A 22,516-nucleotide genomic window follows, 5' to 3' on the forward strand; every position below is an offset into this window, starting at 1 on the left:
AGTGGCACGCGAGCTGGGTTCAGAACGTCGTGAGACAGTTCGGTCTCTATCTACAGTGGGCGTTAGAAATTTGAGTGGACCTGATCCTAGTACGAGAGGACCGGATTGGACGAACCTCTGGTGTATCTGTTGTTCCGCCAGGAGCACTGCAGAGTAGCTACGTTCGGAAGGGATAAGCGCTGAAAGCATATAAGCGCGAAACCCACCACAAGATGAGATTTCTTTAAAGGACCGTGGGAGACTACCACGTTGATAGGCTATAGGTGTAAAGGCAGTAATGTCATAGCCGAGTAGTACTAATAATCCGTAAAGCTTGATGCGCGATGGCTCTGAGGCTGCAAAACCTCAGAGCCGCCAAATGCTTATTTTATAAGTGTAGTACAGGTACTTGTAACTTTTTTGTTTCTTTAATTATGTCAACGATATTAGTTCTGAGAAATCAGAACAGTTTTAAGCTCGAAGCTTATAACTTACCTTTTAAGGTGGCTATAGCAACGGGGCTCACCTCTTCCCATCCCGAACAGAGTAGTTAAGCCCGTTAGCGCAGATGGTACTGCTGTATTGTGGGAGAGTATGTCGTCGCCTTCTTCTTAAGAACCCTTCATCATATTGATGAAGGGTTTTTTTATGCAATAAAGTCAAAGAAAGATGCTAAGCACTTACTATCCAACTACAGGATTCTAATTGTACAATTAAATCAGCAAGTCTCCCTACATATTAGAACTATAAAATTGTCTAAACATACCTAAGACAACCATATATCGCTTATACTATCGCAATTCCTCTTTGGATTCATATATTCTGGAATATACAGAGTCGAATTACTCAGTACACAAGTGGGTTTCTCAAATCCCTGATTTCACAACAAAAGGAAGCTTACTATAAATGATAGCCAATAAAATATATAACACAAAAGCAGCCGATTGGCTGCTTTTGTGTTTCAAAGTCTCAATATTTACCTTTCCTACACTTGCGGAAGATCTCCCTCTCCCTTTACAGGCAATTTAGATTTACCCATCAGGAATTTATCTACGTGATGTGCTGCCTCACGTCCTTCAGAAATTGCCCAGACAATTAATGATTGTCCTCTACGCATATCTCCGGCAACAAACACATTCTTCTTATTAGTAGTATAGGATTTACTTCCTTTAATATTAGTTCTTTCATCTATTTCCAGTCCCATTTTTTCTGCTAGAGATTTCTCTGGTCCTGTGAATCCAAGAGAGAGGAGTGCGAGATCACATGGCCAGTCTTTTTCAGATCCCTCTACTTCTTTGAGTTCTGGTCTTGAACCTGGTCTTTTAATCCATTCTACTTCAACTGTATTTAAAGCTTTCAGTTTACCACTTTCATCCTTGATAAATTCTTTGGTTTGTATACTCCAGTTTCTTTCAACACCTTCTTCGTGGGAAGAGCTTGTCTTCATAGTAAAAGGCCAGTATGGCCACGGATTATCTTTTGTACGCTGTTCCGAAGGTAAAGGCATGATCTCGAAATTAATTACCGATTTTGCTCCGTGTCTATTGGAAGTTCCAACACAATCTGATCCTGTATCTCCACCACCAATAACGATTACATTCTTGCCATTAGCGTTGTATTTGCTGTCCAGCTGATGCAGTCCATCAACATGCTGATTATTATGAGTGAGAAAGTCCATTGCTTGCACAACCCCTTCAGCATCTGATCCCGGAATTGGTAATTTCCTCTTTTCCGTAGCTCCACCACAAAGGACAACGGCGTCGAAACCTTCTAGTTCTGCTATGTCATAATTATTTCCAACCTCAGTTTCTGTCTTAAAAATAATACCTTCAGCTTCTAGAATTTCCAGTCTTCGGTCTATTATTTTCTTCTCTAATTTAAAATCAGGTATACCATAGCGTAGGAGTCCGCCCGGTTTCGCACCACGTTCTAAAACTGTAACTTCATGACCAGCTCTATTTAATTGCTGAGCGGCTGCCAGTCCAGCAGGTCCGCTACCAATGACGGCAACTTTTTTACCAGTTCTCACTGCAGGAATTTCAGGCTTTATCCAGCCTTCTTTAAAGCCTCTTTCTACAATATACTTCTCGATCATTTCGATCGCTACAGGAGGCTCTATAATCCCTAATACGCATGCCGATTCACAAGGTGCGGGACATAATCTTCCCGTAAACTCCGGAAAATTGTTCGTTGCATGCAGGATTGTAAGTGCTTTTTGCCATTTATTCCTGTAAACTGCATGGTTAAAATCCGGGATCAAGTTACCTAAGGGGCAACCTGAATGACAGAATGGTATTCCGCAATCCATGCATCTGCCTCCCTGCTTCTTAAGTTCCTCAGTTGGTAGCTCTTTCTGAAATTCATTATAATTCTTTATCCTGTCCTGAGGTAGTATCGTATCCTCATCTTTTCTTTCGTATTCTAAAAATCCTCTAATCTCTCCCATACCTTACGCCGTTTTAAGAGTTTGCTCGTTGTTTTCTTTCATTTTCTGTAAAGCCTTTTTGTATTCTGTAGGCATGATCTTTATAAAGCCAGCAGAACTTGACTCCCAATTATTCAATATTTCGCGAGCTACATCACTTTCTGTATATTGATAATGCTTTACGATCAAATCTTCTATTTCCGCAATATTTTCTTCGGAAAGTTCTTCGAATTCGATCATTTCCATATTGAACTTATTCCGGTCTATTTTATGGTCAGGATCGTAGATGTAAGCTGTTCCGCCACTCATACCTGCTGCAAAGTTTCTACCTATTCCTCCAAGAATAACTGCAATTCCTCCGGTCATATATTCACAACCATGATCACCAATTCCCTCGATTACGGCTTTTGCACCGGAATTCCGAACGCAAAAGCGTTCTCCGCCGATACCGTTTATATAAGCTTCACCAGCGGTTGCGCCATATAAAGCAACGTTTCCAATAATGACATTTTCGTTTGAAGCGAATGTTGCTTCCTTTGGCTTCCGTATAGATAGTACTGCGCCAGAAAGGCCTTTTCCGAAGTAATCATTAGAATTCCCCTCAATATTTAAGTTTAGTCCGCGAGCGGCAAATGCACCAAAGCTCTGTCCTGCAGATCCTTTAAAATTAAGAGTTAACGTGTTTGGAGGTAGTCCGTTTGCACCGTGAATTTTTGAAATCTCATTACTAATAATGGCTCCCGTCGTTCGATTAGTGTTATCAATAGGGTATTCCAGTGTTACCTGTTCTTTTCGATAGATCGCGGGGTGAGCATGCTTCAGAATATCAAAATCCAATACTCCTTCCAGGTTGTGTAGCTGTTTTTCGGTGTTTGCCAGTGGAACCTGTTCACTCATATTCGGCTTATGTAGAATATTAGAAAGGTCTATTCCCTGTGCTTTATAATGTTTGATCGCTTTATTCATGTCAAGTTTCTGACATTGACCTACCATTTCATTAATGCTTCGATATCCTAGCTGAGCCATGATCTCTCGCAATTCCTGCGCTATGAAATACATGAAATTGATCACATTTTCTGGTGTGCCTTTAAAATTCTTTCTTAATTCAGGATCCTGCGTGGCAATCCCTACAGGGCAGGTATTTAAATGACAGGCCCGCATCATGATACATCCAGAGGCTACTAATGGTGCGGTGGAAAAACCAAATTCTTCAGCTCCTAATAAACAAGCGATAGCTACGTCACGGCCGGTTTTTAATTGTCCGTCGCATTCTACCACAATCCTGCTTCGTAGATTATTCAGTAATAATGTTTGCTGCGCTTCGGCAATTCCAAGTTCCCAGGGTAATCCTGCGTGTCTTAGCGAAGTAAGCGGAGAAGCTCCGGTTCCTCCATCATATCCGGATATCAAAACTACATCTGCCTTTGCTTTTGCAACACCGGCGGCAATAGTTCCAACACCAATTTTAGAAACCAGTTTTACGTTAATTCTAGCTTCGCGGTTTGCGTTCTTAAGGTCAAAAATAAGTTGCGCCAGATCCTCAATAGAATAAATATCATGATGGGGAGGCGGAGAGATCAATCCAACATAAGGCGTAGAGTTTCTTGTTTTAGCAATATCAGGATTCACTTTTGGACCAGGTAACTGTCCTCCTTCACCGGGTTTTGCACCCTGAGCCATCTTTATCTGAATTTCTTTTGCATTGGTTAGATAGTCAATACTTACTCCAAATCTCCCTGAAGCAACCTGTTTAATGGCTGAATTCCTCCAGTTTCCATCAATATCCTTCTGAAAACGTCCGGGATCTTCACCACCTTCACCAGAATTACTTTTTCCTTTAATTCTGTTCATAGCCACTGCCAGATTCTCATGTGCTTCCTTACTTATAGAACCAAAAGACATGGCGCCGGTCTTGAAACGTTTTACAATTTCTGTCCACGGCTCTACCTCTTCAATAGGAATAGGATTTAGTTCCTTGAATTTGAACATCCCTCTAATGGTCATTAACCTTTCGGTCTGCTCATTAATTATTTTTGAATATTCAGTATAAGTATCATAACTATTTTGCTTAACCGCCTGTTGTAGTTTGGCTACGCTGGCAGGGTTAAAAACGTGGCGCTCACCATTTCTTCTCCAGCGATAATCCCCACCTATTTCAAGATCAAGATCGGAATCTGTTTCTGGTGGGAAAAAAGCATGCTTGTATCGTTTCTGAATTTCCTTTTCTACTTCGTATAAGCCTATCCCTTCTATCCTTGTTGGAGTATTACAGAAGTATTTATTTACAAATTTCTTGTTGAGCCCGAGTATTTCGAAGATCTGAGATCCACGATAGGAAAGTAAAGTAGAGATTCCAATCTTATTCATGATCTTCACGATCCCTTTTCCAATAGCAACGTTAAAGTTCTCTACCGCTACTTCAGGATCTTCGATATTGATTTCTTTTCTTTCTACAAGGTTGTAGATAATCTCATTAACCATATATGGGTTAATCGCGCTAGCACCATATCCAAAGAGAGCAGCAAAATGATGAGGCTCACGAGGTTCAGCAGATTCGATGACAATTCCAAAACTGGATCTTCGGTTATAATCCTTCACCCTATGATGAACAAATGAACAGGCTAGTAGAGATGGGATTGGCGCAAGGCTTTTATCCACATTTCTATCTGAAAGAATAATTACATTACAGCCATCATCCACAGCCTCTTTGATCTCTACGATCATTTCTTCCAGCCGGTCTTCGAGACCATTCATTCCTTTTTCTGCGGAATAAAGCATAGAAATACTCTTAGCCTTAAAGCCTGGGTAGTCGATATATTTGATCTTATCAAGATCTTCATTGGAAATAACCGGATTCTGAATTTTTAATTTTTTAGCCTGTTCCGGGACTATATCAAATAAATTGATGTCCTCTCCAATAGTCAGACTAATATCTGTAACAATCTCTTCCCGGATTCCATCCAAAGGCGGATTGGTAACCTGGGCGAATAATTGTTTAAAATAGTTAAATAGTAATTGTGGTTTATCTGAAAGTACTGCCAGTGGAATATCGGTTCCCATGGATCCAATAGCTTCTTTAGCATTGGAAGCCATCGGGGTGATAATTGTGGTAATATCTTCGTATGTATAACCATGCAATTTCAGCCTGGTGACATAATCCACATCTTCAACCGGAGTCTGATTTCCTGTATACTTTACATCTGCCAGATGCAAAAGATTGTTATCGAGCCATTCCTGATAGGGGCGCTTAGAAACAATTTTCTCTTTCACTTCTTCATCTTCGATAATTCTACCTTCGATCATGTCAACCAGGAACATTCTTCCTGGTTCGAGTCTACCGTGTTTAAGAACATTTTCCGGCTTGATGTCAAGAACACCAGTTTCAGAAGACATTACCACGTAGCCATCTTTGGTAACCGTATATCTTGAAGGTCTTAATCCATTTCTATCGAGTAAAGCGCCTATATAATTGCCATCGGTAAATGGAATAGAAGCCGGTCCATCCCACGGCTCCATGATACAGGCATTGTATTCATAGAAAGCTTTTTTACTATCTTCCATTGAAGGGTTTTTCTCCCAGGCTTCAGGAACCATCATCATGATAGCTTCCGGTAAGGATCTACCCGTTTGTAACAGCAGTTCTAACGCCATATCCATGGAAGCTGAATCTGATTTGCCTTCCAGAATTACTGGAATAATTTTTTTAATATCATCTCCAAAATCTTCACTTTCGAAAAGCTCTTCTCGCGCCTTCATTCGGCTTAAATTACCGCGAAGCGTATTAATTTCACCATTGTGACACATATAACGAAAAGGTTGTGCCAGGTCCCACGTAGGAAAAGTATTGGTCGAAAAGCGCTGATGTACCAGTGCAAGTTTGGTGATCACATCTGGATCATTAAGATCCTTGTAATAGATATTAATATCCTGAGGCATGAGTAGCCCCTTATATATTATAGTATTGGTTGATAAGCTTGAAAAATAGAAATAGTCACTTTGTGCCAGACCGGAATGTTCTACCTCATGTTCTGCAATTTTCCGGGCTGAGTACAATCTCTTATTAAAAGACTGCTCATCCATCTCAGATTTCTTACCTATAAAAACCTGTTCAACAGCTGGTTCTACATTAGAAGCCATTTTCCCAAGACATGTGTGATTTACGGGAACTTTACGCCAGCCCAGAATTTCCAGATCTTGATTAGCTACATGTTTTTCAAAAATAGTACGACAAAGATCAGCCTGATTCTTATTCTTCGGAAGAAATAACATTCCAACCGCGTATTCTCGAAAATTTGGAATTTTGAATTCACATACTTTCCTGAAATAGTCATGTGGAACTTCTATTAGAATTCCTGCACCATCTCCAGTTTTACCATCGGCACTGACTGCACCACGATGTTCCAGCCTGATTAAAATATCGATGGCTTTATGTATGATATTATTAGTTCTTTCTCCGTTTAAATTACATATAAACCCTGCTCCGCAGTTATCACGCTCGTTTAGAGGAGAGTACAACCCCTGTTCCTTTATTCCCATATCTTCATTTTCTATATAAATCTCTTAAAGTTAGTTAAAACTGATTAAAGGAAGAGTGTCATATTTCTCGAAGCTATAACTTTTAAGGATTTGATAATCTGAGTGTTTCTAATTGAGAATAACTGAAATATAAGGGCTTAAAATTGTTTTTATTTATTCAGCTTCGCGGACAAGTTTTATTTGGGGGGGTTCCCCCAATTTTAAACAGATCTTAAAAAAATTAGCATATGCATCGGTAATACTCACTAAATTTAAGTTATTAAAATTCAAATCTTTAGCTCCTGATGGGAGTCTTCTTTAGTTCTGAAAATCTTTTCTGCACCCCTCGATGAGCCAGTGCAATTATGCACTACAAACTGTTCTACACAGGTGATACTCCATACTCTATATTCTCATTGAGGACTGCCCGGTCTACTTTTACTTTTTAATGTTTGTTATGGTTCTAACCATTAAATCAATCATTATGGAAAAAATTACTCAATTCAGTCTTCTACGAAGCTTGGATTCTTTCAGATCACTATCAATTAAAACTCTTAAAAGCATTCTAATGCTTGTCGTTTTGATGATTTCGATATTTGAAGCCGTAGCTCAATCACCTCCATTACCGCCCCAAACAGATTGTGTTTCGCAAGATTTACTAGTAGTACAGGCGCGGTTGGATGCACCAACTTGTGTTGACTGCGATGAAGGCACACAACAAAGCTTCCCATTGATCTTATCTATTAATAATAAAACTGGATCTTTCCGGCCTACATTTGCCTTTTTTGGTACGCTGGAAGTTAGAGATGCTGAAGGTAATTTAATTTCTACAGAAACTATCTCCGGCTGTAACGATACTGATGGTTTGCCGGCGAATACAATTACAGAACTGCCATATCCTCCTATTAATTATACCTGTGGCACCAGTTTAAAAATTACAAATTTATATATGGCATGGACTGATGCATCAAAGGTTACGGACCAGTCAAGTAAAAATAGTTGTACTAACATAACTACGAATATAACTTCCAAGGGAGTTCTCGATATTGCTCCAAAATGTGGTACTCTAGGTGAGCTGAATGTCGAAACACCGCTCTCAGGTGGAGTAAGGAATCTAGACTCCAGCTGTTATCAATTGAACGATGCTGAGATTGAAGCACTCCCAATTGGTGGGAAAGCTCCTTATACTTATTTATGGTCTAATGGAGACACAACAAATAAAATCACGGGATTATCGCCAGGAATCTATACATGTATAATTACCGATTCCAACGGATGTACTTATAATATTGAAGGAAATGTTGGCGAACCTACAGGACTTGAGGCTATAGTCAATTCTTCTAATAATGCAACTTGTAATGGAGATTCTGATGGTGCTATTGATATAAGCGTGAGTGGTGGAACAGCAGACTACGCGTATTTATGGAGTAATAATGCGACTACACAGGATATCTCAGGTCTTACTGCGGGAACGTATTCAGTGACGGTGACCGATGCTAATGGCTGTACCGATACGATAGAAAATATTCAGATCAGTGAGCCAGACGAATTGGTAGCTAGTGTGACATTAGTCACTAACGCGACTTGTAATGGAGATTCTGATGGTGCTATTGATATAAGCTTGAGTGGCGGTACGCCAGATTACACATACTTATGGAGTAATAGTGCGACCACCCAGAACACCTCAGGTCTTACTGCGGGAACGTATTCAATGACGGTGACCGATGCTAATGGCTGTACCGATACTATAGATGGTATCGAGATCACGGAGCCAGACGAATTGGTAGTTAGTGTGACATCAGTCACTAACGCGGCTTGTAATGGAGAATTAGATGGCGCTATTGATATTATTGTAAGTGGTGGAACAGCAGACTACACGTATTTATGGAGTAATAATGCGACTACACAGGATATCTCAGGCATACCTGCCGGATCTTATTCAGTGACGGTGACCGACGCTAATGGCTGTACGGATACGATCGATAATATAGAAATAGAAGATCCTTCTACCCTTGAAGCCGAGGTAGTTGATACTTCGAATGTAAGTTGTAATGGATATTCTGATGGATCCATCGATATAAGTGTAAGTGGCGGTACGCCAGATTACACATATTTATGGAGTAATAATGCGACCACCCCAAACATCTCAGGTCTTACTGCGGGAACGTATTCAGTGATGATCACTGATGCTAATGGTTGTACCTATAATCTGAATGATATTCAGGTCACAGAACCAGACATTCTTGATGTCCAGATTGTGGTAGAAGATGTGTCTTGCCCAGGATTTGATGATGGAAGTATTACTTTCACAGCGACTGGAGGAACACCTCCTTATACCTCAGAACATGGAGATTTTAATGAGTTTGGAGTACTGATGCTAAGTGGTTTGACTCCTCAGGAATATGGTATTGTAGTTTCAGATGCTAATGAATGTGGATTAGCGATTGATGGTATTATTATTTCCGAACCTGATGAAATAGTGATTCCAGAAATTCAAACCCAACTTGCAGACTGTATTGGTGGTGATGGTAGTTTTATCTTCCTTGGTGATCCACAGAATCTTTATATAAGTTTTGATGATGGATTATCCTTTGATCTATATGCTGGAGCCATTTCACTTTCAGTAGGGCTTCATGATTTTGTAATCAAATATGGTGAAGATGGTTGTGTGAGCGATTCTGGACAAGTAGAAATTCAGCAAATACCTGCAACTAATTTCCCTCTTGATTTAACAATAACTCAACCCGATTGTGATACTGGTTTGGGTAATGTAGTGATAAGAGTTGGAGTAAATTCTAATATCGATACAGAATTCTTTACCTATAGAATTACTAGTGGAGAAACTGTGTTGTATGAAGAGAAACAAACCCTAGCGGGATTTGATCTTCCACCAGGTGACTATGTTATCTTTGGTTTAAGCGATAATGGCTGTGATTCCGGAAGAACTGAGATTAGATTGGAAGAACCAATATGTGAGAATTTCCAAGGATGTACTTTAGGTTACTGGAAAAATCATACAGACAGATGGTCTTGTCATTCAACCTGCACCTTGTATTCTGATGTATTTGGAAATAGTACTCCTTCACAATTACAGGGTAAAACCTTGATGGAAGTGTTGAACCAGGGTGGTGGTGGAATCTACAATCTAGGTAGACAATCTGTAGCTGCATTATTAAATATTTGTAATGGTGACGTGAACTACGAAATCCTTACTGAAGCTGAGTTGATAGTGTATGTTCAGGATAATTTCAGTAATGCTGGTGCAGCTGGTAGTTATTTGGATGAGTTGAACAACGCCGGTTGTACACTTGGTGGATCTAGAGCAACATCAGCCCCTTCAGAAGGATGTGAAGAGCAAGATGACACAAGACCAGGAAAAGGTAAGCCTACCAAGAATTCTTCTTCGGTGACAAGTGGCTTCAAAGCTTCTCCTGTTCCTTTCAAAGAAAGATTAACTGTACAATATGACTTTGAATATACTTCAAATGTTACTATACAGGTTTATGACCTTAAAGGTCAGTTATTAAGAACTTACAAAGATCGAAAAGTAACGAAAGGAGATAGAACTGAATTAGCTGTAGATTTCAGAATGAAAGCAAATCAGGTTTATATTCTTAGAGTTGCTACCGACAGAGAGGTGTTTAGTAAAAATGTGGTTTCTACTCGGAGATAATTATTAATCAACCAAAAATAGAAAGAGCAGCCAGTTGGCTGCTCTTTTGCATTATAAAAATTCCGAAGAACTTAATCCTTAAGAATACTTCTTGAGATCACAATTTTCTGAATCTCGGAAGTTCCTTCGTAGATCTGAGTGATCTTTGCGTCTCTCATTAATCTTTCTACGTGATATTCCTTTACATATCCATTTCCTCCATGAACCTGAACTGCTTCCACAGTTACATCCATCGCAGTTTTAGAGGCGTGAAGTTTTGCCATGGCACCTGAAAGATCATAGTTTTCTCCCTGATCCTTGTCCCATGCTGCTTTCATAACCAGGTGACGTGCTGCTTCAATTTGAGTATGCATATCTGCAAGTTTGAAGGCGATCGCCTGGTGATTGCAGATTTCTGTTCCAAAAGCCTTACGTTGCTTCGAGTAATCTTTAGCTAGCTCATAAGCTCCTGCTGCAATTCCAAGTGCTTGTGCCGCTATTCCAATCCTACCACCAGAAAGTGTTTTCATGGCAAATTTGAATCCGAAGCCATCTTCACCAATTCTATTCTCTTTAGGAACCTTTACATCGTTAAAATTTAAAGAATGTGTATCACTTCCTCTAATTCCCAACTTCTGTTCTTTAGGTCCAATTTCGAAACCTTCAGAATCTTTTTCAACGATAAAAGCGTTGATCCCTTTATGTTTTTTTTCCTTGTCTGTTTGAGCGATCACAAGATAATAGTCGGCTGAACTACCGTTGGTGATCCAGTTTTTGGTACCATTAAGAATGTAATGATCACCTTTATCTATAGCCGTTGTTCTCTGTGAAGTTGCATCACTACCTGCTTCTGGTTCAGAAAGGCAAAATGCACCCAGTTTTTCACCAGTAGTAAGCTTAGAAAGATATTTCTTTTTTTGCTCCTCGTTACCGAAGGTATCAAGGCCCCAGCAAACCAGCGAGTTATTCACTGATACCATCACTGAAGCTGATGCATCGATCTTCGAAAGTTCCTCCATGGCAAGTACATATGAAATGGTATCCATTCCACCCCCGCCATATTCTGGTGACGCCATCATTCCAAGGAAACCAAGTTCACCCATCTTTTTGATAAGCTCCTTCGGAAATTCCTGCTTCTCATCTCTCTCGATAACACCCGGCAAAAGCTCCTGCTTTGCAAAATCACGGGCGGCATCACGTATCATTATATGTTCTTCGGTAAGTTTAAAATCCATGTGAAAAGAAATTTATAAAAAACTGATTTTTGGAGGGCAAAGATAGCTTTTTGGTATCTATAATTCAATTGATATTGAGTATTTTTACGAATATGAAAAAAAACGAGTATAGATTACTTGGAATAATGTCTGGCACCTCTCTGGATGGTGTCGATCTCGTTTTTACCGAATTGAACTTCAGCAATGCTACGAATTTCAAGATCATATATTCTGAAACTATTCCTTATTCTGAAAAATGGCAAAACAGACTGAAGAATTCTTCCCGTCTCGAGCCAGCTGAATTGAATGAATTGGACCAGGATTATACAAAATATCTCTCTGAAGTTATTCTGAAGTTTATTGCTAAGTACGAGATTGATCTTCTGGATGCTATCTGTAGTCATGGACATACCGTAAAACACAGGCCAGACAAGGGTTTGACGTTCCAGATAGGAAATTTACCTAAAATTTCCAGTCTAACCGACGTTCCTGTAGTTTGCGATTTTCGAGTGCAGGATGTGGAACTTGGTGGACAGGGCGCTCCGCTGGTGCCTATAGGAGACCGAATATTATTCAGTAACTATAAATATTGTATCAATTTAGGAGGTTTTGCTAATATTTCCGAAGAAGTAGAGGAGCAAAGAATAGCCTACGATATTTGTGCAGTAAACACCGTGCTTAATCATTACATGCGCAGCCTTGGAAAGGATTTTGATGAAGATGGCAACCTGGCCAGAACTGGAAAAGTAAATGTTGATCTATTTAACGAACTTAATGCACTCAAGTATTTTCAAAAAACTCCTCCCAAGTCACTTGGTATAGAATGGGTAGATAAATATGTGTTGCCTTTGATCGATTCTTACACCTTGCAAGTTCCAGATATTCTTCGAACTTTTATTGAGCATATTGCTGTCCAGATCGCTGCATGTCTAGAAACTTCTTCAGCTTCAGAAATACTTCTAACTGGTGGCGGTACCTTTAATAATTTTCTAATTGAACGATTAAGATCATATTCTGATGGTGAATTTGTAATTCCGAAGAAAGAAATCATAGATTTTAAAGAAGCGTTGATATTTGCACTTCTGGGTGCGCTTAAATTAAGAGGAGAGATTAATGTGCTTTCCTCAGTAACCGGCGCAAAAATGGATCATTCTTCTGGACGTATCTATGAACCCTGAATATTTTATCAAATTCGGAATAGAGCCTGCTTAGTTTTTTATATTTGCTTCAAAATAATCCAAAAATGAAAGAATTACTCAAAGTATACGAGAATAAAGAACCTGAAATTGTTTTTAACTGGAAGGATTCAGAAACAGATGCTGAAGGCTGGACGGTGATTAATTCTCTTAGGGGAGGAGCTGCCGGTGGTGGTACCAGAATGCGTGTGGGATTGGATCAAAATGAAGTGCTTTCCCTGGCAAAGACCATGGAGGTAAAATTTACCGTTTCCGGCCCACCAATTGGAGGAGCAAAATCTGGAATTAACTTTGACCCTGCAGATCCTCGTAAAAAGGGTGTTTTAGAACGCTGGTATAAAGCTGTATCGCCATTGCTGAAAAGTTATTATGGTACCGGTGGAGATCTTAATGTAGATGAAATCAATGAGGTAATTCCAATTACGGAAGATTGCGGTGTGTGGCATCCACAGGAAGGGGTTTTTAATGGACATTTTCAACCTACGGAAGCAGATAAGATCAACAGGATTGGACAATTGAGACAAGGTGTGATCAAAGTCCTGGAAAATACTAACTTCTCTCCAGATATTAGTAGAAAATACACGGTGGCAGATATGATCACCGGTTATGGTGTTGCAGAAGCTGTTCATCATTTCTATGAAATTTATGGCGGCGATATAAAAGGTAAACGTGCGATCGTACAGGGATTTGGAAATGTAGGTTCTGCTGCAGCTTATTACCTGGCGCAAATGGGTGCTAAAATTGTTGGGATTATCGATAGAGCAGGTGGTCTTATAAATGAGGAAGGTTTCAGTTTTGAAGAGATCCAGCAAATGTTTCTTGATAAAGATGGAAACGCCCTGCGTCACGACAATGTAATTCCTTTTGAAGAAGTGAATGAAAAAGTGTGGAAGCTTGATGCTGAGATTTTTGCTCCCTGTGCAGCTTCGAGATTAATCTCCAAAGAACAGATTACTAATCTGATTGATCGCAAACTGGAAGTAATTTCCTGTGGAGCGAATGTTCCGTTTGCAGATAAAGAGATCTTTTTTGGTCCTATTATGGAATATACCGATGAGCGAGTAAGTCTTATTCCAGATTTTATCTCCAATTGCGGGATGGCCCGAGTTTTCGCCTACTTTATGGAAAGAAGAGTGCAAATGACCGATGAGGCTATCTTCAATGATACTTCTATGACGATCAAAAATGCCATTCAGAATACATTTAATAACAATAGCAGCAAGACGAATATCAGTAGAACTGCCTTTGAAGTTGCTCTGAAACAGCTTGTTTAAAAGTTTGTGCAAATAATTTGAAAAAGCCCGTGAAAGCGGGCTTTTCTTTATTTAAATTTGATTTACAATTTAAAGCGCGATAGCACGTTACATTACAAAACCCAATTATACATATGCTTAATTTTTTACAGCAGGACGAGGTGGTAGATGCTGCTCAGGTAGCAGAACCAGTCGTAGAGGAGAAAACTCTTTCCTTATTTGATTTGATGTTTAGCGGAGGTCTTGGTGGCCAAATCATTATTATCATTCTATTTGTTTTATTATTTGCGGCAGTCTACATCTATTTTGAAAGATTATTTGCGATCAAAGCGGCTAGTAGAGTGGATAAGAATTTCATGCTCCAGATCAAAGATAGTGTTCAAAGTGGCAACATAGAATCTGCAAAGATTCGTTGCGCTCAAAGTGATTCTCCAGTGGCGAGATTAACTGAAAAAGGTATTTCCAGAATTGGGAGTCCGTTGGAGGATATCAATACCGCTATTGAGAACGCAGGAAGACTGGAAGTTTACAAGCTTGAAAAAAATGTTAGTATTCTGGCAACTGTTGCCGGAGCTGCACCTATGATCGGTTTCCTTGGAACCGTTATTGGTATGGTGCTTGCGTTCCATGAACTGGCAACAAGTAGTGGACAGGCTCAAATGGGAGCACTTGCAGAAGGTATTTATACAGCAATGACCACAACGGTAGCTGGTCTTATAGTTGGTATTATAGCTTATATTGGATACAATCACCTCGTTGTGAAAACAGATAAAGTAGTGCACCAGATGGAAGCAACTGCAGTAGATTTTCTTGACCTGTTAAACGAACCGGCTTAATATGAATTTAAGAGGTAGAAATAAAGTAAGTCCGGAATTTAGTATGAGTTCGATGACCGATGTGGTTTTTCTTCTACTCATATTTTTTATGCTGACTTCACCTGTGATCACTCCGGAAGCGCTGGATCTTATTTTGCCTAAAGCAAAGGGTAAGACTACCAGTCAGCAAACACTTTCCGTGAGTATTACGAAAGATCTGCAGTTCTATATTAATAGCGAACGTGTAAGTAGTAGCGCGCTTGAATCTACACTGAAGACGAAACTTGCCGGAGAAGAGAACCCAACGATCATTCTGCGGGCTGAAGAAGGAGTGCCAATTGAGAAAGCTGTGAACGTTATGGATATTGCCAATCGTAATAGCTACAAAATCGTATTAGCAGTAAAACCTGAATAGAGAATGTCGATGCTGGAAACTAAACATGAGAAGAAGTCTTTTACCATCACTGTAGTGTTACATGTGCTGCTTATTCTTCTGTTGATTTTCTTCGGAATGACTTATTTGGATCCACCGCCTGAAAATGGGATCGCGATAAATTTTGGTACTTCGGAAGTGGGTTCTGGCGATAAGCAACCTACTGAACCGGTAAAGTCTGCTCCAAAACAGGCAGCAGCTCAACCGGTGCAGTCTGAACCTGTGATCGAAAAGGAAGTTGTAACCCAGGAAATTGAAGAAGCTCCGGTGATCGAGAAAAAGAAAAAACAACCTACGCCTGTAAAAACAAAACAGCCGGAACCTCCGAAGGAAGAGCCGAAGCCAGTTAAGAAACCTGAGCCAAAGCCAGATAAATCTACTAATGATGCCTTAAGCAGTATCTTAAACGGACCCGAAAGATCTGGAACTGCTACCGGCGGTGAAGGCAATGACAACCAAGCAGGGGATAAAGGTAGTCCAGATGGTGATCCAAATGCCAGTTCTTATTATGGGCAGGGATCAGGATTGGATGGTGATGGAAATTACAGGCTTGGAGGTAGAAAAGCATTGAACAAAGAGAAATTTGTTCAGGATTGTAATGAGTCTGGGATCGTGGTAGTGAAAATCGTGGTAGATCAAACCGGTCGCGTAGTAAGCGCTCAGCCCGGAATGAAAGGCACTACCAATAGTGCAGCCTGTTTAACAGGCCCCGCGCAAAGAGCAGCATTAGCAACCAGATTCAACAGTGATTCCAATGCACCTTCCAAACAGGTTGGAACCATAATTTATAACTTTAAACTTACCGAATAATTGAAATCCTATCAGGAAACCCTGGAGTGGATGTTTCAGCAATTACCCATGTATCAGCGGGTAGGAAAAAGTGCGTTTAAGAAGGATCTTTCCAATACCCTTAAACTTGCAGAACATCTGGATCATCCCGAAAATAAATTCCGAAGTATTCATGTAGCCGGTACAAATGGTAAAGGCTCGGTGAGTCACATGCTTGCTTCGATATTTCAGGAAGCTGGCTATAAAACTGGGCTTTACACTTCGCCTCACTTAAAGGATTTTCGAGAACGAATAAGAATTAATGGTGTGGTGATTTCAGAAGAAGAAGTTGTTGGTTTTATTGAAGTGAATCAAAATTTTCTGGAAACCAACCGACTTAGTTTTTTTGAAATGACTGTGGGAATGGCCTTCGACTATTTTGCAAAGAGTGAAGTTGACATTGCGATCATTGAGACCGGGCTTGGAGGACGTTTAGATTCAACGAATATTATCACTCCTCAATTATCTGTAATAACCAATATTGGTCTGGATCATACTGCATTTCTGGGAACAGATATGCCTGCAATTGCTACAGAAAAAGCTGGTATTATTAAGAATTCTGTTCCGGTTGTAATTGGTGAGAGACATGATCAAACCATGCCTGTTTTTACTGCAAAAGCTGCTGAAGTGGATTCTCCTCTGTTTTTTGCTGATGAATTTGAGCTGGCTGAAGTTGATTCCGATCTTATAGGAACTTATCAGGAGTATAATAAAAAGACAGTTCTGGCAAGTATTGAGATGTTACGCAAAGGTGGCTGGAAGATTACTTCTGAAGCTATTATTCATGGTTTAAATAAAGTACAGAGCAATACGGGTTTAAGAGGAAGATGGGAGATTTTGGGAAATGAACCTAAGATCATTTGTGATACCGCCCACAACGCTGAAGGGCTTAAGCTGGTATTGCAGCAACTTCTGAAAGAAAACTTCACCAGATTACATATAGTTTTGGGAGTCGTTAACGATAAGGATTTGAACTCAATTTTACCATTATTCCCCAAAGACGCCGACTTTTACTTTGCAAAGCCAGATGTACCTCGTGGAATGCCTGCTAAATTTCTGCAGAAAGAAAGTCTCAAATTTGGTTTGAATGGAAATGTTTATTCTTCTATTTCCGAAGCATATATTACCGCGCGGAAAGGAGCTAATACGGAAGATCTAATTTTTATTGGAGGCAGTAATTTTACAGTTGCTGAAGTTCTATAGACTAATGATAATGTGTTAGTTAACATTTATTTGTTTCTTTAGAAGACTTTGTAATAGAGCGCTGCCCTACTTCTGAAATATCCTACAGGCTATTATAACTCCAATCCTACATTGGGCTAACCATTTTGCTGTGTTTTAATAACTAAAACTCGAAAAAATGAAAAGCACTATTCAATTAAGCATTCTGTTATTCCTGGGCTTTCAGCTTGCAGTATACACGCAGGAAACTGAAGAGACCGAGCAGTACGAACCGGTTTACATTACGATGACCACAACTCACTGGAGCGACGATCCTGACACAGATTTCTCGGGATGGTTAGATACTGAAAAGGAGTATTTCGAAAAGGTTGCCAGTAAAAATGACCTTATTCTTAGTTCTGGCGTTTTTACGCACTATTTCACTCCAGATAATTCTGAAGTTGTTCTGGTGAATGTGTACAGAACCTGGAACGATATAGAGGAGGCGAACAGCAGAACTGAGGAACTCATTGCTGAAGGCTGGAAGGATGATGAATCCAGAAAGAAATTTTTTGAAAAGCAGCAATCTTATTATTCTGCAGAACATCGGGATGAGATCTATCAATCCATGCAATTTTCAATACCAGAAACTGTAGATAAAGAAAACCCGAAGATTTATTATGTAAGGACTGCAGATCTAAGTATGAATGGAGAAGGAACACCTGAGAACTTCAAGCAGTATTACGAAAATATCACTAAAAAGAGTAAGAAATTAAAAGGTTACTATACTCACAGGCATCTCTGGGGATCAAATGCTCGTGAAATGAACGAAGTATTTGTATTCGATAAACTCGGTGATATTGAAGAATTCTTTGAAGAGGAACAAGGTCTTGTTAATTCTCATTGGGCAGACGAAGATGAAAGATCAGAGTTTATGGAAGAAATGACTAAGCTGTTCACGGGAAAACATGGGGACTATGTTTACAGAAATGTTCCATCTCTAATGAAATAGGTTACAACTAATTCATAATTAATAAGTTCCAATTCAGGAGTGCTCTATCACAGTTTTTCTTTTGTAATTTCTTTAAAATTGTTTTGTGTAAATGAAAATGTAGTCTATATTTGCATCCGCAATCACGCAAGGGCGCGTAGCTCAGTTGGTTCAGAGCACTTGGTTTACACCCAAGGGGTCAGGGGTTCGAATCCCTTCGCGCCCACAGAATCAAAAGGTTTTCAGTAATGGAAACCTTTTTTTAGCTTAACTCAGTATAAATGCTGAGAAGTGATTGCGAAAATTTAATGAATACCGATTTATTCGGGCGCGTAGCTCAGTTGGTTCAGAGCACTTGGTTTACACCCAAGGGGTCAGGGGTTCGAATCCCTTCGCGCCCACTTATTAAAAAGGCTTCCATATTTGGAAGCCTTTTTCTATGCAATGTCTTCTGTTTTTCTATATTTGATATTAAGGGTGATTAGCTCAGTTGGTTCAGAGCACTACCTTGACAGGGTAGGGGTCACTGGTTCGAATCCAGTATCACTCACTATTGAGGTTAAATTTCGTTGAAACTAAAAAAGGTTCCCGAAGGAACCTTTTATTTATATATTTTATTTTACAGCTTTACGAAAGCAAGGTGCTTATCAAAATGATAAGTGCTATGACCGTGACGCCTAAAGCTGATATCAGAATCTTGTATTGTTTCTTTATCATAGTGCGAAACTACCTCGAATTAGCATACAGTCTTAGCTCCTTTCGAATAGATGATGCCGCTTTACGATAGATTACACACTATTTTTAGCTTACTTCTTACTGGACTTTTCTGCGGGAATATTTTCCAGCACTCTTTCGAGAGCCATTCCTCTTGAGCCCTTGATCAAAAAATAACAGTTCTTAAAATTCGTTTCTTCCAGGTGATTTTTCAAGGCTTCCATCGACTTGAATTTAAAAGTAAAGCTGCTGGAAGTTTCAGTTAGATTAAAATTATCTCCAAGCAGGTATATCTCGGTCAGATTGCCGTTTTCGGCATCTGTAATGATCGTTTGATGCTCTACCGGTGCAGAACTTCCTAATTCGAACATATCTCCAAGAATGGCTATTTTTTGTTTGTCAGTTTTTAAGCTCGTAAAGTTTTGAAGCGCTGCCTGCATGCTAGTTGGATTTGCATTGTAAGCATCCAGAATGATCGTGTTGCTTCCTGCTTCTATCATCTCAGATCTATTATTATCTGGCGAATATGCGGCAATCGCTTTGTCTATCTCATCAAATGGGACCTTAAAGTAGAGTCCAATACACAAGGCAGCGGCCATATTCCGACCATTATAATTACCAGTAAGTTTGCTGATGAAGTCGGTTTGGTTATAATGTACACCGGCGTATTTCTCGCCGTCCAGATATTTTACCTGAACTTCAGATTCAGGATTTTCACCAAATGCAAACGTATGCTTATAGTTCCTGTGCTTTTGTTGTACCTCGTCATCCAGATTCAGGAATATAAGTTTGGTCTCTTCCTGTAGATAATGATACAGTTCTGTCTTCGCTTTTATAACACCTTCAAGACTGCCGAATCCTTCAAGGTGGGCTTTACCAAAGTTTGTAATATACCCATAATCTGGATTTGCTATGGTGCATAAAAAGGCAATCTCTAATGGATGGTTTGCACCCATCTCAACGATCCCGAATTCAGTTTGCTGATCCATGGATAGCAAGGTAAGTGGCACTCCGATATGATTATTTAAATTACCGTGCGTAGCAATGGTTTTGAATTTTCTGGAAAGTACTGCGTTGATTAACTCTTTAGTTGTCGTTTTACCGTTACTTCCAGTAATTGCCAAAATTGGAATGCCTAAATAATTTCTATGGAACAGCGCTAGCTTTTGTAATGATTCAAGTACGTTCTTTACTAATATGTATTGTTCACTGGACTCGGCAACCAATTTATCATCAACAACCACGTAACGTGCGCCCGCAGCAAGCGCATCTGCCGCAAATAGGTTTCCGTCGAAGTTTTCGCCCTTAAGAGCGAAGTACATGGAACCTTGTTTTATTTTTCTGGTATCTGTGTTTGCTCCACTGCATAATAAGAAGCGTTGGTGTAGTCTGGCTGTATTCATGAAATAAATCTATAAAAAAAGCCCTAAACAAGTTAGGGCTTTAAGTTTATTTTATGTTCAGGAAGTCTAGTTGCTTCTTGCGGTTTTATTGTCATTAAGAGACTTCGAACCAACTCTGGACATAGCGTTTCTAAAACCAATATAGTCTGTTGCCATATCCTGCGGGAAATATCTTCTTTGTGCCGGATCCAGCCAGTAAGCACGATCTCTCCAGCTACCGCCTTTATATACTCTTACTTCGTCACTTACAAGCGTTGTTCTTTTCTCTGTATCATACCCTCTTTTTGACAGCGATCCATCAGAACTACTATCAGCGTAAGTGAAATTGTCATATTTAGGAGAGTTATACATTCTCTTGTTAGGATCTTCATCATCTTGCTGAAATGCCTGGTAATATCTGCTAGAGCTCTTATCACCATCACGGAAGTTTCTCTGGTCACTATCTGTGAAGTTAGTTCTCATGTAAGTATCCTCTTCGGTAACTGCTACCTGAGCAATTTCACCTGGAAGATTTCTTGCTACCAGTTTCCCGTTACTTAAAGTGTCGTAAACAACATCATCTGTGCCTACTACTTTTACTGAGCCATCTTCATTGATAGCATGTTTGGTGTAAACGTTACCACGGTAGTAGTTAAAATCGTTGAATTCATCATCTACTATAGGTCTGTAAACATCAGCTACCCATTCAGAAACGTTTCCAGCCATATCATACAGGCCAAAATCGTTAGGCTCGTAAGATTTTACTTCAGCAGTAATATCTGCTCCATCATCACTCCATCCGGCAATTCCGCCATAGTCACCATCACCTTGCTTAAAGTTAGCCAACTGATCTCCCATTTTCTTTACATCACCATTTCTGGTGTACTGTCCATCCCATGGATATTTCTTACGTCCACGATAAGTATTATAACTTCTAATTCCTGTAAGGCCCAGTGCAGCATATTCCCATTCTGCTTCAGTTGGAAGTCTGTATTCAGGATAAATTAAACCACTTTCGCGACCTGGGTAAACCTTTTTGATAGGATTTCCTGCTTCATTAGTTTCAGAAAGTCTATCCTGAGATTCGTCTCCACCCTGGCTAATGTCGGTATTACCTCCGTAAGCCTTGCTAGGAGAATGAATATAGGTGTCGGTGTTGAAAGTTGTACCTGCAGCAACATCTGTATATCTTGCACCTTTCTTTATAAAACCTTCTTTTTCAAGATTGCTTTCATTTACACGGTCTGTTCTCCATTTACTGAATTCCACAGCCTGTATCCAGCTAACTCCTACTACCGGGTACTCAGCATATGCCGGGTGACGAAGGTAGTTGGTTACCATAGTCTCATTATATCCTAAACGGTTTCTCCATACAAGGGTATCCGGTAAAGCACCGGTGTAAATGTTTTTGTAATTCTCTTCACTTGGTGGAAAAACTTTTCTTAGCCAATCAAGATATTCAAGATACATTTTATTGGTCACCTCGGTTTCATCCATGTAGAATGACTGCACGTGTTGTTGGGTTGGAGTGTTATTCCAATCGTGCATAGGATCATCGGCAACGCGTCCCATTGTATAGGTTCCTCCTTCTACAAATACAAGACCCGGTGCAGCATCCTGCTCTTTATAATCTGTATTGTATTGAAAGCCACCTTCGTCAGAATTGATATCCCAACCGGTTGCTCTTGAGGTATTTTTGTAATTGTTCGATTTATTACAGCTCAGTAAGCTTACGCCACAAACCACAGCAATTACGGCTTTAAAAGCTACATTCAAATTCATAGTATTCCCTTCTTAAATGATAGAAAATTAGGCTTTGCAATATACTAATTAACGATAAAAGTACAAGATTATTTTGTTAATTCTAAAAGCTCGCTGAAAGCTATAACTGCCTGATATAGATATAGGTAACAATGATTTATAGAAGCTTAGTTACTAGACTGTTAGAATTTCATGAT

General features: G+C 39.7%; 13 protein-coding genes, 3 tRNA genes and 2 rRNA genes. 13 read left to right on the top strand and 5 right to left on the bottom strand.

Annotated elements, in window-relative coordinates; genetic code table 11:
* Both ACSHZO_RS00005 and rrf read left to right on the top strand, forming a co-directional pair.
* A 23S ribosomal RNA gene (locus ACSHZO_RS00005) occupies positions 1 to 321 on the top strand; the annotation flags it as partial.
* Positions 322 to 478: 157 nt separating this feature from the next.
* A 5S ribosomal RNA gene (gene rrf, locus ACSHZO_RS00010) occupies positions 479 to 588 on the top strand.
* Between the two features lie 376 nt (positions 589 to 964).
* On the opposite strand, the gene ACSHZO_RS00015 is transcribed toward rrf, so the two are convergent.
* Positions 965 to 2,425, bottom strand: a complete 1,461-nt coding sequence (locus tag ACSHZO_RS00015) for a glutamate synthase subunit beta (protein ID WP_298247986.1) — start codon at positions 2,423 to 2,425, stop codon at positions 965 to 967.
* Positions 2,426 to 2,428: 3 nt separating this feature from the next.
* On the bottom strand, positions 2,429 to 6,940 hold the full coding sequence (gene gltB / locus ACSHZO_RS00020) for a glutamate synthase large subunit (protein ID WP_298247987.1): 4,512 nt from the start codon (positions 6,938 to 6,940) through the stop codon (positions 2,429 to 2,431).
* Positions 6,941 to 7,403: 463 nt separating this feature from the next.
* Here gltB and ACSHZO_RS00025 point away from each other — a divergent pair, with 463 nt between their 5' ends.
* Entirely contained in the window at positions 7,404 to 10,592 is a 3,189-nt protein-coding gene (locus ACSHZO_RS00025; RefSeq protein ID WP_298247988.1) for a hypothetical protein, read from the top strand.
* Positions 10,593 to 10,663: 71 nt separating this feature from the next.
* On the opposite strand, the gene ACSHZO_RS00030 is transcribed toward ACSHZO_RS00025, so the two are convergent.
* Positions 10,664 to 11,806 (bottom strand): acyl-CoA dehydrogenase, encoded by a 1,143-nt coding sequence (locus ACSHZO_RS00030; RefSeq protein WP_141876783.1) that lies wholly within the window; start codon positions 11,804 to 11,806, stop codon positions 10,664 to 10,666.
* Between the two features lie 92 nt (positions 11,807 to 11,898).
* Between ACSHZO_RS00030 and ACSHZO_RS00035 the strand changes: the two genes are divergently transcribed.
* The 10 genes from ACSHZO_RS00035 to ACSHZO_RS00080 all read left to right on the top strand — a co-directional run bounded on the left by ACSHZO_RS00035 (position 11,899) and on the right by ACSHZO_RS00080 (position 19,012).
* Entirely contained in the window at positions 11,899 to 12,963 is a 1,065-nt protein-coding gene (locus tag ACSHZO_RS00035) for an anhydro-N-acetylmuramic acid kinase (protein ID WP_298247989.1), read from the top strand.
* A gap of 65 nt (positions 12,964 to 13,028) precedes the next feature.
* Positions 13,029 to 14,255 carry a Glu/Leu/Phe/Val dehydrogenase dimerization domain-containing protein gene (locus ACSHZO_RS00040; protein ID WP_141876785.1) on the top strand — a complete coding sequence of 409 codons (1,227 nt, stop codon included), beginning with the start codon at positions 13,029 to 13,031 and terminating at the stop codon, positions 14,253 to 14,255.
* A 113-nt stretch (positions 14,256 to 14,368) separates the two neighbouring features.
* Entirely contained in the window at positions 14,369 to 15,070 is a 702-nt protein-coding gene (locus ACSHZO_RS00045; RefSeq protein WP_141876786.1) for a MotA/TolQ/ExbB proton channel family protein, read from the top strand.
* Between the two features lies 1 nt (position 15,071).
* Complete coding sequence (locus tag ACSHZO_RS00050) at positions 15,072 to 15,464, top strand: ExbD/TolR family protein (RefSeq protein WP_295181816.1); 393 nt, start codon at positions 15,072 to 15,074, stop codon at positions 15,462 to 15,464.
* 3 nt (positions 15,465 to 15,467) lie between these two features.
* On the top strand, positions 15,468 to 16,292 hold the full coding sequence (locus ACSHZO_RS00055; RefSeq protein ID WP_295181819.1) for an energy transducer TonB: 825 nt from the start codon (positions 15,468 to 15,470) through the stop codon (positions 16,290 to 16,292).
* Positions 16,293 to 17,513, top strand: a complete 1,221-nt coding sequence (locus ACSHZO_RS00060) for a bifunctional folylpolyglutamate synthase/dihydrofolate synthase (RefSeq protein ID WP_298247990.1) — start codon at positions 16,293 to 16,295, stop codon at positions 17,511 to 17,513.
* Between the two features lie 157 nt (positions 17,514 to 17,670).
* Positions 17,671 to 18,483 (top strand): hypothetical protein, encoded by an 813-nt coding sequence (locus ACSHZO_RS00065; RefSeq protein ID WP_298247991.1) that lies wholly within the window; start codon positions 17,671 to 17,673, stop codon positions 18,481 to 18,483.
* A gap of 130 nt (positions 18,484 to 18,613) precedes the next feature.
* Positions 18,614 to 18,688: transfer RNA gene (locus ACSHZO_RS00070), tRNA-Val, on the top strand.
* A 100-nt stretch (positions 18,689 to 18,788) separates the two neighbouring features.
* A tRNA-Val gene (locus ACSHZO_RS00075) sits at positions 18,789 to 18,863 on the top strand.
* Positions 18,864 to 18,937: 74 nt separating this feature from the next.
* Positions 18,938 to 19,012, top strand: a tRNA-Val gene (locus ACSHZO_RS00080).
* A 256-nt stretch (positions 19,013 to 19,268) separates the two neighbouring features.
* Here the strand turns inward: ACSHZO_RS00080 and ACSHZO_RS00085 are convergent.
* Positions 19,269 to 20,579 carry a UDP-N-acetylmuramoyl-tripeptide--D-alanyl-D-alanine ligase gene (locus ACSHZO_RS00085; protein WP_298247992.1) on the bottom strand — a complete coding sequence of 437 codons (1,311 nt, stop codon included), beginning with the start codon at positions 20,577 to 20,579 and terminating at the stop codon, positions 19,269 to 19,271.
* 66 nt (positions 20,580 to 20,645) lie between these two features.
* Positions 20,646 to 22,340 (bottom strand): gliding motility lipoprotein GldJ, encoded by a 1,695-nt coding sequence (gene gldJ / locus ACSHZO_RS00090; RefSeq protein WP_298247993.1) that lies wholly within the window; start codon positions 22,338 to 22,340, stop codon positions 20,646 to 20,648.
* Positions 22,341 to 22,516 lie beyond the last annotated feature (176 nt).

This window comes from Christiangramia sp. 3-2217-3z (assembly GCF_051195275.1).
GTDB classification, from domain to species: domain Bacteria; phylum Bacteroidota; class Bacteroidia; order Flavobacteriales; family Flavobacteriaceae; genus Christiangramia; species Christiangramia marina.

What these genes read in the sequence shown, in the direction of transcription:
- ACSHZO_RS00085 (WP_298247992.1), bottom strand. Translation starts at nt 20,579, where the DNA reads ATGAATACAGCCAGACTACACCAACGCTTCTTATTATGCAGTGGAGCA.
- ACSHZO_RS00055 (WP_295181819.1), top strand. Translation starts at nt 15,468, where the DNA reads ATGTCGATGCTGGAAACTAAACATGAGAAGAAGTCTTTTACCATCACT.
- ACSHZO_RS00025 (WP_298247988.1), top strand. Translation starts at nt 7,404, where the DNA reads ATGGAAAAAATTACTCAATTCAGTCTTCTACGAAGCTTGGATTCTTTC.
- ACSHZO_RS00065 (WP_298247991.1), top strand. Translation starts at nt 17,671, where the DNA reads ATGAAAAGCACTATTCAATTAAGCATTCTGTTATTCCTGGGCTTTCAG.
- ACSHZO_RS00045 (WP_141876786.1), top strand. Translation starts at nt 14,369, where the DNA reads ATGCTTAATTTTTTACAGCAGGACGAGGTGGTAGATGCTGCTCAGGTA.
- ACSHZO_RS00035 (WP_298247989.1), top strand. Translation starts at nt 11,899, where the DNA reads ATGAAAAAAAACGAGTATAGATTACTTGGAATAATGTCTGGCACCTCT.
- ACSHZO_RS00040 (WP_141876785.1), top strand. Translation starts at nt 13,029, where the DNA reads ATGAAAGAATTACTCAAAGTATACGAGAATAAAGAACCTGAAATTGTT.
- ACSHZO_RS00015 (WP_298247986.1), bottom strand. Translation starts at nt 2,425, where the DNA reads ATGGGAGAGATTAGAGGATTTTTAGAATACGAAAGAAAAGATGAGGAT.
- gldJ (WP_298247993.1), bottom strand. Translation starts at nt 22,340, where the DNA reads ATGAATTTGAATGTAGCTTTTAAAGCCGTAATTGCTGTGGTTTGTGGC.
- gltB (WP_298247987.1), bottom strand. Translation starts at nt 6,940, where the DNA reads ATGGGAATAAAGGAACAGGGGTTGTACTCTCCTCTAAACGAGCGTGAT.
- ACSHZO_RS00050 (WP_295181816.1), top strand. Translation starts at nt 15,072, where the DNA reads ATGAATTTAAGAGGTAGAAATAAAGTAAGTCCGGAATTTAGTATGAGT.
- ACSHZO_RS00030 (WP_141876783.1), bottom strand. Translation starts at nt 11,806, where the DNA reads ATGGATTTTAAACTTACCGAAGAACATATAATGATACGTGATGCCGCC.